Raw genomic sequence first — 12,503 nt, forward strand, 5'->3', positions numbered from 1 at the left:
GTCTGTTCATGTTGAGCGCCGCAGGCAAGCGCGGCGTCGGAAAGGGGCCCTTAGAATTTCTCCTTGGCGGACAGGTAGCGCCATTGCCCGACCGGTACCTTGCCGATGGAGACCCCGCCGATACGAATCCGCCTGATCGCGACGACCTTCAGGCCCACCGCTTCGCAGAACAGGGCGATGACGCCCGGCTGCGGGTTCTTCAGGGCGAAGCGCAGGCGGTTTTCGTTCTGCCAGCTGGCCTTGACCGGTGGCAGCTCGCGGCCCTTGTAGGTCAGGCCGTGGCTCAGGCGGTTGAGGCCGTGTTCGATCATCTCGCCTGCCACCTCGACCACGTATTCCTGCTCGATCCTGGCCGCGTCGGCGGTCAGCTTGCGCAGCACCTTCCAGTCCTGGGTGAACACCAGCAGGCCGCTGGCGTTGGCTTGCAGGTCGGCGCTGGCGCTCAGGCGCAGGAAGTGGCCCTTGAGCGGGCGTTTGCCGAAACGGTGTTCCTCGGACAGGCTGGCGGCGCCCAGCGACTGCATGGCGCTGTCGACATCCTGGCCGGCCGGCACGTTCAGCAACAGGGTCACCGGCTCCGGCGCGGTGGCCTTGGCCTGCGGGTCGAGCTCGACTTTCTGGGTGTCGACCTTGAACTGCGGCTCGTCGATGACCTCGCCGTCCACGGTGACCCAGCCGCCCTCGATGAACAGCTCAGCCTCCCGGCGGGAACAGCCGACGAGTTCGATGAGGCGTTTGGAGAGACGAATCGGGTCAGTCATGACAGGGGCCGTAACAAAAGGGGGCAGGCATTGTACCTGCCTGGCGCCGGTTAATCGCGAATCCGTTCGCGCGGTGTGGCTATTAGCCGCGCAGGACGTGCTGTTGTGTCTGTTTCAAGCGCATGTGCAGCAGTGGGTAGGGTTGGCCCATGCCATCGTGTTCGGAGCGGCCGATGACCTCGAAGCCCTGCTTGAAATAGAAACCCAGGGCTTGCGGGTTCTGTTCGTTGACGTCCAGCTCGTCGGCGTTCAGGTGTTCGATGGCGTACCTGAGCAATTGCTTGCCCAGGCCCTGGCCGCGATGCGCGGGGTCGATGAAGAGCATTTCGATCTTGCCGGCGGCCACCCCGGCGAAACCGGTGATGCGCTGGCGTTGATCGCGGGTGCAGATCAGCATCACCGCATCCAGGTAGCGGTTGAGCACCAGGTTCTTCAGCAGTTCGATGTAGCTGTCCGGGAGGAAGTCGTGGGTGGCGCGCACCGAGTCTTCCCAGACCCGGGTCAGTTCCGGGTAGTCGCTGAGTTTCGGGGTGTGGATGACCGAATGCTGGCGCATGCCGCCTGCTCCTTTGCTGTGACGCCTGGTGGTGTCCTGAGCAAACGATAGACGTAAAAAAGCCCCGCATCTCGCGAAGAGAGCGGGGCTTTGCGGTTTTTACGCCTTAGAGGACTTCGGCCCAGAGGTCGTACTCGTCGGCGTCGGTCACCCGGCACCAGACCTTGTCGCCAGGCTTCAGGTCGCCGGCACCGTCGATGAACACGTTACCGTCGATTTCCGGGGCATCGAAGAAGCAGCGGCCGACCGCACCGTTCTCATCGACTTCGTCGATCAGCACTTCGATTTCCTTGCCGATGCGCTGTTGCAGGCGCGCCGAACTGATTTCCTGCTGGTGCGCCATGAAACGCTCCCAACGGTCCTGCTTGACCTCGTCCGGGACAGTTTCCAGGTCCAGGTCGTTGGCTGGCGCGCCTTCCACCGGCGAGTACTGGAAGCAGCCGACGCGGTCGAGCTGGGCTTCGGTCAGCCAGTCGAGCAGGTACTGGAAGTCTTCTTCGGTCTCGCCCGGGAAGCCGACGATGAAGGTCGAGCGGATGATCAGCTCGGGGCAGATCTCGCGCCAGGCCTTGATGCGGGCCAGGGTCTTGTCTTCGAAGGCCGGGCGCTTCATGGCCTTGAGCACTTTCGGGCTGGCGTGCTGGAACGGGATGTCCAGGTACGGCAGGATCTTGCCGGCGGCCATCAGCGGGATCAGCTCGTCGACGTGCGGGTACGGGTAGACGTAGTGCAGGCGGACCCAGACACCCAGGGTGCTGAGGGCTTCGCACAGCTCGGTCATGCGGGTTTTCACCGGCGCGCCGTTCCAGAAACCGGTGCGGTACTTGACGTCGACGCCGTAGGCGCTGGTGTCCTGGGAGATCACCAGCAGTTCCTTGACCCCGGACTTGACCAGGCGCTGGGCCTCGTCGAGCACGTCGCCCACCGGACGGCTGACCAGCTTGCCGCGCATCGACGGGATGATGCAGAAGCTGCAGCTGTGGTTGCAGCCTTCGGAAATCTTCAGGTAGGCGTAGTGGCGTGGGGTCAGCTTGATGCCCTGTGGCGGCACCAGGTCGATCAGCGGGTTGTGGTCCTGTTTCGGCGGCACCACCTCGTGCACCGCGCTGACCACCTGTTCGTACTGCTGCGGGCCGGTCACGGCCAGCACGCTCGGATGCACTTCGCGGATATTGCCTTCTTCCACGCCCATGCAGCCGGTGACGATGACCTTGCCGTTTTCCTTGATGGCTTCGCCGATCACTTCCAGGGATTCGGCCTTGGCCGAGTCGATGAAGCCGCAGGTGTTGACCACCACGACGTCGGCGTCCTGGTAGGTGGACACCACGTCATAACCTTCCATACGCAGTTGCGTGAGGATGCGCTCGGAGTCGACCAGCGCTTTCGGGCAACCCAGGGAAACGAAGCCGACCTTGGGGTTGGCTGGCGCGGTAGGGGTGGACATGTCTAACCTCGGTATAGATGTCGGGCCGCTCGGCGGGTTTGAACAAACCTGCAGCGACGGACGGGCGCTTGGTGCGCCTCTGATCAAAAAGTGCGCAATTCTAGCGATGAGCAGCGCACTTGACCAGCTTTATACAGGGAAATGCGACGAGTGCTGCGCTATGCTTCGCGCCGTTGCGCCCAGGTGAATTCCTGGAGTCAACAAAAGGTCTGTTACAACAAGTAAAACAGCGCATGCTGCAACACTAGGCATAGTGCTTCGTGCAAAGAGTCCGGGTCTGGAATCAGGAGTGTTGGATGGGTCAGGCAAGTAGTCAGGCAGCGGGCGCCGAGCATTCGGCGGCGCGACCGCTGAGTATGCTGGTCGCCGCGGTCGGGGTGGTTTATGGCGACATCGGCACGAGCCCGTTGTACACCCTCAAAGAAGTGTTCTCCGGCGGTTATGGCGTAGCGGTCAACCACGACGGGGTGCTGGGGATCCTGTCGTTGATCTTCTGGTCGCTGATCTGGGTGGTATCGATCAAGTACATGATGTTCGTCCTGCGCGCCGACAACCAGGGCGAGGGCGGGATCATGGCCCTCACGGCGCTGGCGCGGCGCGCCGCGTCGGGCCATGCGCGGTTGCGCGGGTTGCTGGTGGTCTGCGGGCTGATCGGCGCGGCATTGTTCTATGGCGACAGCATGATCACCCCGGCGATTTCCGTGCTCTCGGCGATCGAGGGCCTCGGCCTGGCCTTCGACGGTATCGACCATTGGGTGGTGCCGCTGTCGCTGGTGGTGCTGGTGGGGTTGTTCCTGATCCAGCGCCATGGCACCGCGCGGATCGGCATTCTGTTCGGGCCGATCATGGTCACCTGGTTCCTGGTGCTCGGGGCACTCGGGGTCTACGGCATCAGCCAGCATCCGGAAGTGTTGCAGGCGATGAACCCGATGTGGGCGGTGCGCTTCTTCATCGTCCACCCGGGCATGGGCGTGGCGATCCTCGGCGCCGTGGTGCTGGCACTGACCGGTGCCGAAGCGCTGTATGCCGACATGGGCCACTTCGGCCGCAAGCCGATCGCCCGCGCCTGGTTCATCCTGGTGCTGCCGGCGCTGGTGCTCAACTACTTCGGCCAGGGCGCCTTGCTGCTGGGCGAGCCGGAAGCGGCACGCAACCCCTTCTACCTGCTGGCGCCGAGCTGGGCGCTGATTCCGCTGGTGGGCCTATCGACCCTGGCCACGGTGATCGCCTCGCAAGCGGTGATTTCCGGGGCATTCTCCCTGACCCGCCAGGCGATCCAGCTCGGCTACATCCCGCGCATGTACATCCAGCACACCTCCAGCGACGAGCAGGGGCAGATCTACATCGGTACGGTGAACTGGGCGCTGATGGTCGGCGTGGTGCTGCTGGTGGTGGGCTTCGAGTCGTCCGGCGCCCTGGCCTCCGCCTACGGCGTGGCGGTGACGGGCACCATGCTGATGACCACCATCCTGGTGTCGGCGGTGATGCTGCTGCTGTGGAAATGGCCACCGGTGCTCGCGGTGCCGGTACTCCTGGGCTTCCTGCTGGTGGACGGCCTGTATTTCGCCGCCAACGTGCCGAAGATCGTCCAGGGCGGTGCCTTCCCCGTAATCGCCGGTATCGCGCTGTTCGTGCTGATGACCACCTGGAAGCGCGGCAAGCAGTTGCTGATGGACCGGCTGGCCGAAGGCGCTTTGCCGCTACCGATCTTCATCGGCAGCATTCGCGTGCAACCGCCGCATCGCGTGCAGGGCACCGCGGTGTTCCTGACTGCGCGTTCCGACGCCGTGCCCCATGCGCTGTTGCACAACCTGCTGCACAACCAGGTGCTGCATGAGCAAGTGGTGCTGCTGACCGTGGTCTACGAAGACATCCCGCGGGTGCCGGCGTCCCGGCGTTTCGAGGTGGAGGCCCATGGCGAAGGCTTCTTCCGGGTGATCCTGCACTTCGGTTTCACCGACGAGCCGGATGTGCCGCAGGCCCTGAAGTTGTGCCATCTGGACGAGCTGGACTTCAGCCCGATGCGCACCACCTACTTCCTCAGCCGCGAGACGATCATCACCTCGAAGATGGTCGGCATGGCCCGCTGGCGCGAGGCGCTGTTCGCTTTCATGCTGAAGAACGCCAACGGCAACCTGCGCTTCTTCAACCTGCCGGTGAACCGCGTGATCGAGCTGGGCACCCAGGTCGAGATCTAGCGGTAGCGATAACACAAGCCCCCGTCACCTTCGCGGTGACGGGGGCTTTTTTGTTGGAGGAGGGGGGCCGGTACTTCCTGTAGGAGCCGGGCTTGTCCGCGATACGGGCAACGCGGTGTGTCTGACGCACCGCTATCGCGAGCAAGCTTCGCTCCTACAGGTCCGCGGAGATTCGCTTTTTTGTAGGAGCCAGGCTTGCCGGCGATACGGGCAACGCGGTGTGTCTGACGCACCGCTATCGCGGGCAAGCTTCGCTCCTACAGGTTCGCGGCGATTCGCTTTTTTGTAGGAGCCAGGCTTGCCGGCGATGCGGGCAACGCGGTGTGTCTGACGCACCGCTATCGCGAGCAAGCTTCGCTCCTACAGGTTCGCGGCGATTCGCTTTTTTGTAGGAGCCAGGCTTGCCGGCGATAGCGCTCTACCTGATAGCCCGACTCATCCCGAGCAAGCTGTTTCCGGTAAAGACGCGGCCAATAAAAAGCCCCCGGTGCCGGTGGGCAGCGGGGGCTCTTGGGAGGCACTCAGGTCACTCTTCGGCGATCTTGTCCTTGCCCTGGCGTTTCTCGATGACGTTGACCAGGCGCTGGGCCAGGGCCGGGTAGTTCTCGTCGAAGTGGTGGCCGCCCGGCAGCTTCATGGCTTCGCCCACGGCGGTCTTGTCGGTGCAGCCGCTTTCGTCGACTTCTTCCTCGCCGTAGATGCACACCACCTTGGCCGCTGGCAGCTTGGCCATTTCCGGGCCGGTGGCGGCTTCCTTGCCGGCGTTGCCCAGCCAGCCTTCGACTTCGATCTCGAAGCTGCCGGTGCGGGCGAAGGCCAGCAGGATGATCGCGTCGACCCGCTGCTGCTCGGCTTCCGGCAGGCGGTTGTAGATGGCCGGCAGCACGTCCGCGCCGAACGAGTAGCCGGTCAGCACGAAACGCTTGGTGCCCCATTTCTGCCGGTAGTGCTGCATCAGTTCGGTCAGGTCGGTGGCGCTCTGTTCCGGGGTCTTGTGCTGCCAGTAGTAGCGCAGGGTGTCGATGCCCACCACCGGGTAGCCGATCTTCGCCATCTCGCCGGCCACGTCGCGGTCCAGGTCGCGCCAGCCACCGTCGCCGGAGAGGAACAGGGTCACGGTGTCCTTGGCCTGGCCGGCCGGCACTTCGACCACCGGGATGTTCAGGCCGCCGTTGTCGGAGCCCACCAGCAGCTTGCGCAGTTCGTTGTTCAGCACTTGCGGCAGGTGAATGTCGTAGTCGCTGATGCTGGTGCTGGCATTCGGGGTGTCGCGCACGAAGCCGGCGCTTTCGTCGTCGGGGTTGTCGTTCCAGGCCACCAGCCAGTGGCCGTGGGCCAGGGTCTTGGGCAGCGGGTCGGTGCAGCCGGGGGCTGGGTTGATGGTGAAGCCCACCGATACCGCCTGGGCCTTGTCGTCGTTCTGGGTGGCGATCCAGCGCCAGGCCAGGGCCGCGCCAGGGCCGATACCGCTGACCAGGGTCGCCGGGCCCTTGAGCTGGCCGAGAGCGGCCTGCAGGACCTGTTCCTGCGCCTTGCAGTCTTCCTTGGGCAGGATCGCCTGGACGATCTGCGCCGCGCCGCCGCGGCTCAGGGCCATCAGTTGGGTGTCGGTCAGGGCTTCGTCGGCGAGCACGGCCACGGCGACCCGGGCCTTGGCCTGGGTCGCAGGGGTGACGCGGGTCAGGGTCGAGCCATCGGCCTGGGCCAGGTGTTCCAGGGTCGGCTGTGGGGCTGGGCGATTCCAGTACCAGTAGCCGCCTCCCGCTATCAGGGCAACCACCGCCAGGGTGGCTAATACATACCGCCAGGAGCGTTGAATCATCAGCGTTTCACCAATCCAGTCAGGCCACCCGCAATCAGGGCGGCGGTATCGGCCAGTGCCACCAGCGGATCCAGTCCGGCGGGCACGGCCATGTAACGAGGTTCCCAGTCAGGCTGGAATTTGTCTTTGAAACGGCGCAACCCTTGGAAGTTGTACAACTGCTCACCCCGACGGAAAACCATCGATCCAAGGCGCTGGGTCAGTGGCGCGCCACGCCGGGGTTGCAGACCCGACAGCGGCACCATGCCCAGGCTGAAGCGTGCATATCCATGATTTTTATAATGCTGGATCAGGCCGACCATCATGAACTCCATGGTCAGCTTCGGCGCATCCGGGTGCGCGCGCATCAGGTCGAGGCTGGCCAGGTCGTGGCTGTAGGTCTCGAGCAGGTTGGCGAAGGCCACCGGACGTCCTTCAAAACGGATGATCGCGATACGGAAGTGCTTGAGGTAATCCTCGCTGAAACGGCCGAGGGAGAAGCCTTTCTCGCGGACGTTCTTGCCGGTCAGCCAGGCGTCGGAAATGACTTTCAGCTCGTCCATCGGCGCATGCCCGGCCTCGTGGATCTCCAGCGCCAGGCCGTCGCGCGTGCCGCGGTTCCAGGTGTAGCGCAGGTCCTTCATTTCCTTGCCCTTGGCGTCGAGGTCGAAACGCTGCAGGTCGACCCGCGCCTCTTCGCCGAGCTTGATCGCGGTCAGGCCGATGTCCATGTAGTACGGCAGGTTTTCCGCACGCACCTGGTAGAACACCGGGCGCGCATGGTGCACGTCGCACAGGTCGCGGAACTGCCAGATCATCTCGGCCCGTTGCTGGGTCGGCCCGATCGGGTCGTACAGCGCCACCAGGCTGCGGCCGCGCCGGGCGTACATGAGGAAGGCGTCGTCGTTGGGGTGGAACAGCAGCGCCTTGTCGCCGGTCAGGGACAGGCCGCCGTCGGGCTGGGAAGAGGCCATGAGGATCTTCGCCGCGCGCTCCAGCTCCTCGCTGGTGGGCAGGTGGATCACCGGGCGCGCGGTGCGCAGCAGCCAGGTCAGGGATACCACCACCAGCAGCACCGCGGCGCCCAGCAGCGAGCGCAGGCCGCGCGGGGCATCGGCGTCAAGGGTGAACTGCCACCAGAGCTGATGGCTGTAGGGCACGTCCTGGTAGGCGAACAGCAGCAGCCAGATCGAGGCGCCCAGCACGCACACGCTGGCCACCAGGTACAGCGGCGAGAACGGCAGTTCGGTGAGACGGCTCGGCCGGTAGAAGGAGCGCCGGAAAATCGCCAGGAGGCTGGCGGTCAGGGTCATCAGGCTGGCTTCTTCCCAGTCGAAACCCTTGAGCAGCGAGAGCACGGCGCCGACCAGCAGCAGGATGGTGGTCAGGATCCAGGCCGCCGACAGTCGCCGGCGCAGGCCCTGGGCCAGCAGCAGGCACAGCACGCCGATCAGGCTGGCGCCGAAGTGCGAGGCGTCCACCAGGCGGTGCGGAATCAGGAAGCCGATGTGTTGCAGGCGCGTGTCGATTTCCGGGGTCGCGCCGGAAAACAGCAGCACCACGCCAGACAGGAACACCAGCACCGCGAGGATCGGTGCCGCCAGGCCCGAAGCCACCCGCAGCGATTGGCGGGTCTGGAACAGGCGCTGGGCTTCGTTGATCAACAGCAGCACGCAGGCCACCAGCATCGGCAGGATCACGTAGATCAGGCGATACAGCAGCAGGGCGGCGGCCAGTGGCGCGGCGCCGAGCGTGTCGGCGAAGGCGGCCAGCAGAATCGCCTCGAATACCCCGACACCGCCGGGCACGTGGCTGAGCACACCCGCCGCCAGAGCCAGCAGGTAGACCAGCAGGAAGGCGCCGAAGGGCGGCGCCTCGGGCAGCAGCAGGTACAGCACGGTGGCGGCCGCGGCGACATCCAGGGCGGTGATCAGCAGCTGCAGGAGGGTCAGGCGGCGTCCCGGCAGGCGCAGGGTGCGGCGTCCGGCCTTGACCAGCAGGTTGTCCACCAGGGGTTGTTCGGGCAGGCGCCGGCGGTAGATGCCGGCGACCAGGATCGCGCAGAGCACCAGCACGGCGCCAGCAATCCCGGCCAGCAAGCCTTCGGACAGGCGCAGGGCGGCGGAGGCGGCGGGCAGGTTGCTCAAGGTCGCCAGGGCGGCGAGCGGGGGCAGGGCGCAGCCCAGGGACAGGCTGGCGAACAGGGTCATGTGCGCGACGTCGCCGGCGCCCACGCCGTGTCGGGCATAGAGCCGGTAGCGCACCGAGCCGCCGGAGAGCAGCGACAGGCCGATGGCATTGCCGATGGCAAAGGCGGTGAAGCCACCCAGGGCCAGGGTCCGCGGCGGCAGGTTCACCCCGGCATAGCGGCTGGCGGACCATTCGTAGCCGAGCAGAATGACGAAGCCGACCACGGTCGCGGCCAGGGCGCCGAGCAGCGCCGGTTTCGGCACGTCGAGGATCGAGTCATGCAGGGCATACAGATCCAGCTCGCTGAGCAGGTGGCGGCAGGCAATCAGGGCGATGCCGAACAGCAGGAGGGTGACGACCATGCCGATGGGCTGGCGGTATTTGCTCAACAGCTCCAGCCAGCGCAGGCGCGTGGCCGCGACCGGTTGATTGGCTGTAACGGTATCGGTGTCTTGTGAGTCAGACGAGTTGGCGCGCATCAATCACCTCGTGGATTGTGCGCGACAGGATGGGGGTATCCAGCCAAGTTACCAATCCCTGCAGAAAAAATAGTTTCAAATATTAACGCGTCTCACCATGGCCCTGCGAGCCCGGACGGGCAGCGTTTCATGTTGCTGCCAGGGAAGAGCATAGCGGGCAGGAAGGAATTGAGGGAGGCGACTAACGGTTCGTGGCAGATTGCCAGGTCATTGTTGCGAAAAGATTTTTTCGACAGATACAAAAAAGGCCACTCTTTCGAGTAGCCTTTTTTGATGTTTGGTTGCGGGAGCCGGATTTGAACCGACGACCTTCGGGTTATGAGCCCGACGAGCTACCAGGCTGCTCCATCCCGCGTCTGTGGGGCGGCATTCTACAGATGAGCGCCAGGGTGTCAACCGTTAATGCTGCGCAGGGTCAAATAAATGTCCTGGAGCCAGCAAAAGAGGGTAAGTCTCGGTCGCAAAAGGGGTTTTATGTTATTCATCGCCTCATTCGCGGCAGGCGGGAACAAAACGAACGCGCACAAAAAAGGCCACTCTTTCAAGTGGCCTTTTTCGATGTTTGGTTGCGGGAGCCGGATTTGAACCGACGACCTTCGGGTTATGAGCCCGACGAGCTACCAGGCTGCTCCATCCCGCGTCTGATGTGGCGGCATTCTACAGAGGATCGCCGGGTTGTCAACCCATGGTTCTTAAAAAACTCTTCATGTTCAATTGCTTAGCTTGCGTGAGCGAGCGGCGAATCGGCCTCGGGGGCATGCCACACAAGGCTTTCAGCTCTATCGAAGGGCTTCGCTTGATTGAGAAAGTAAATTTATTTTCCGATTTTTCAGGCGTCGGGCAGGAGAAATCAAACTACTGGTGCTATATACAGTTCCCGGTGAGATACTGTCGACCCTGTTGTCTGTTCGACCTTCCGCCTCTGGTGAACTCTGCCCCTATATGACGCAGCGCAAAATCATCCACATCGACTGCGATTGCTTCTATGCCGCCATCGAAATGCGCGACGACCCGCAGCTGGCCGGCCGACCCATGGCGGTGGGCGGTTCGGCGGAGCGTCGTGGGGTCATCGCCACCTGCAACTACGAGGCCCGGGCCTTCGGCGTGCGTTCGGCCATGTCGTCGCGGCACGCGCTGACGCTGTGCCCCGACCTGCTGATCGTCAAGCCGCGCATGGAGGCCTACCGCGAGGCATCGAAAGAGATTCATACGATCTTTCGCGACTACACCGACCTGATCGAGCCGCTGTCCCTGGACGAGGCCTATCTGGACGTTTCCGACAGCCCCAGTTTCGCCGGCAGTGCCACGCGCATTGCCCAGGACATTCGCCGCCGGGTATCCAACCAGTTGCACATCACGGTGTCGGCCGGCGTGGCGCCGAACAAGTTCCTGGCCAAGATCGCCAGCGACTGGAAAAAGCCCAACGGGCTGTTCGTGATCACGCCGGGCCAGGTCGAGAATTTCGTGTCGGCCTTGCCGGTCAACAAGCTGCATGGCGTGGGCAAGGTCACGGCCGACAAGCTGGGGCGCCTGGGGATCGTCAACTGCGAGGCGTTGCGCGACTGGAGCAAGCTGGCGCTGGTGCGCGAATTCGGCAGTTTTGGCGAGCGCCTGTGGAACCTGGCGCGGGGCATCGACGAGCGGCCGGTACAGAACGACAGCCGGCGCCAATCCATCAGCGTGGAAAACACCTACGACGTCGATCTGCCGGACTTGCAGAGCTGCCTGGACAAGCTTCCGGAGCTGATGCAGACCCTGGCCGGCCGGATCGAACGAATCGACAGCAGTTATCGGCCGGGCAAACCCTTCGTCAAGGTGAAGTTCCATGACTTCACCCAGACCACCCTCGAGCAGGCGGGAGCCGGGCGGGATCTGGACAGTTACCGGCAGCTGCTGACCCAGGCGTTCAAGCGCGGGGACCGGCCGGTGCGGCTGTTGGGGATTGGCGTGCGCCTGCAGGATCTGCGGGGCGGGCATGAGCAGTTGGAGCTGTTCAGCCGCTGATTGTGTCTCCCAATAGAAGGGCGGCTTGCCTGCGGTCCAGGTGACGGGGCTTCAGGTACACCCTGTCATCGTTTATCGCGGGCAAGCCTCGCTCCTACAGGGGCTGTGCAGGTTTTAGCGGGCGCCAGGATCGGCGACCAGGCGGCCGGCGTTCTTGGTCAGCGACTTGAGGAATTCGCTTTGCAGCTCCGGATCGTTGCGGGTCAGCTCGATCAGGCTCTGTTCCAGCTCGCTGGCTTCTTCTTCCAGGCCCAGCTCGGATAGACGCTTGACCCGGTGCACCCACTGGCTCACTTCGTCGTCCTCGAGGTCGTCGTAGATCAGGTTGTGCGCTTCGAGCAGCTTGCCGCGCAGCGTGCCGCTGATGCTCAGCGACGAGTCGGAATGCACGTCGTCCTGGGCATCCGCGACGCTGATCTGCAACGTGCCGATATGCTTGAGGTCCTGCTCGGAAAACGGGCTGTCCAGCAGGTTCAGGCGCAGCACGCCATTGCGGTCGGTGCTCAGGTCGAAGGTTTCCCTGCCGGCCTTGACCTGCACCGGGCGCTCGCTCCAGGGCAGGCTCGAATACTCCACGCGCTTGTCGCGCTGGACTTCGTCGATACCCGCCAGGTTCTGCTGCGCCCGGCCATGGGACTGCACGTTCATGAACGGGTTGAGCCCGGCCACGCCGTAGCTGATCCAGTCCTTGGTGACGCTGTCCGGCAGGTTGCCCAGGGCAAACACGTTGACCACATTGGCGCCGATACCGGCGACCACCGCTACCGCGCCCAGCGGAATCTCATAGAGTTCCCGCCAGGGTTGATAGGGGGTGTAGCGATCGTAGCGACGGGTGACTTCGAACTCGGTGACTTCGAAGGTCTTCTGCTCGTGGATGCGTACCCGGCGTTGCGGCAGCTCAAGCACCTTAGGCTCACCGACATCGATCTGCAGGCTGTGGTCGAGCAATTTACGCTCGACACGTTCCTCGTGTTCGCTGCGTTGCGACATCTGGTTGGCGCAGCCGCTGACCAGCAGGGCGCCGCACAAGGCGGCGCCACCGAGGCCTAAGGTGTTTCGCTTGAACATGA

The 12,503-nt window shown here is 64.0% G+C and carries 8 protein-coding genes and 2 tRNA genes; 2 read left to right on the plus strand and 8 right to left on the minus strand.

The genetic code is table 11. From position 1 onward, the window contains the following. Window positions 1–50: 50 nt before the first annotated feature. From TO66_RS06355 to rimO, 3 genes are all read right to left on the minus strand, one after another. Window positions 51–761 (minus strand): rRNA pseudouridine synthase, encoded by a 711-nt coding sequence (locus tag TO66_RS06355; RefSeq protein WP_044461533.1) that lies wholly within the window; start codon window positions 759–761, stop codon window positions 51–53. 82 nt (window positions 762–843) lie between these two features. Further along, window positions 844–1,317, minus strand: coding sequence for a GNAT family N-acetyltransferase (locus TO66_RS06360; RefSeq protein ID WP_044461534.1), 474 nt, complete (start codon window positions 1,315–1,317; stop codon window positions 844–846). A gap of 106 nt (window positions 1,318–1,423) precedes the next feature. Next, window positions 1,424–2,761, minus strand: coding sequence for a 30S ribosomal protein S12 methylthiotransferase RimO (gene rimO, locus TO66_RS06365; protein ID WP_044461535.1), 1,338 nt, complete (start codon window positions 2,759–2,761; stop codon window positions 1,424–1,426). A 356-nt stretch (window positions 2,762–3,117) separates the two neighbouring features. On the opposite strand from rimO, the gene TO66_RS06370 reads away from it, so the two are divergent. After that, window positions 3,118–4,959: a potassium transporter Kup gene (locus TO66_RS06370; protein ID WP_409077186.1), complete on the plus strand. Its 1,842-nt coding sequence runs from the start codon at window positions 3,118–3,120 to the stop codon at window positions 4,957–4,959. A 526-nt stretch (window positions 4,960–5,485) separates the two neighbouring features. Here TO66_RS06370 and TO66_RS06375 read toward each other — a convergent pair. From TO66_RS06375 to TO66_RS06390, 4 genes are all read right to left on the minus strand, one after another. Then, entirely contained in the window at window positions 5,486–6,781 is a 1,296-nt protein-coding gene (locus tag TO66_RS06375; RefSeq protein WP_044461537.1) for a virulence factor family protein, read from the minus strand. Further along, on the minus strand, window positions 6,781–9,429 hold the full coding sequence (gene mprF, locus TO66_RS06380; RefSeq protein WP_044461538.1) for a bifunctional lysylphosphatidylglycerol flippase/synthetase MprF: 2,649 nt from the start codon (window positions 9,427–9,429) through the stop codon (window positions 6,781–6,783). Before mprF ends, TO66_RS06375 begins: the two co-directional genes overlap by 1 nt. Window positions 9,430–9,707: 278 nt before the next feature. Continuing rightward, a tRNA-Met gene (locus TO66_RS06385) sits at window positions 9,708–9,784 on the minus strand. A 208-nt stretch (window positions 9,785–9,992) separates the two neighbouring features. Further along, window positions 9,993–10,069: transfer RNA gene (locus tag TO66_RS06390), tRNA-Met, on the minus strand. Between the two features lie 302 nt (window positions 10,070–10,371). On the opposite strand from TO66_RS06390, the gene dinB reads away from it, so the two are divergent. Continuing rightward, entirely contained in the window at window positions 10,372–11,433 is a 1,062-nt protein-coding gene (gene dinB, locus TO66_RS06395; RefSeq protein ID WP_044461539.1) for a DNA polymerase IV, read from the plus strand. Window positions 11,434–11,547: 114 nt separating this feature from the next. Here dinB and TO66_RS06400 read toward each other — a convergent pair whose 3' ends face one another. After that, window positions 11,548–12,501 carry a hypothetical protein gene (locus TO66_RS06400; protein ID WP_044461540.1) on the minus strand — a complete coding sequence of 318 codons (954 nt, stop codon included), beginning with the start codon at window positions 12,499–12,501 and terminating at the stop codon, window positions 11,548–11,550. Window positions 12,502–12,503: the final 2 nt, after the last annotated feature.

This window comes from Pseudomonas sp. MRSN 12121, from assembly GCF_000931465.1.
Taxonomy (GTDB): domain Bacteria; phylum Pseudomonadota; class Gammaproteobacteria; order Pseudomonadales; family Pseudomonadaceae; genus Aquipseudomonas.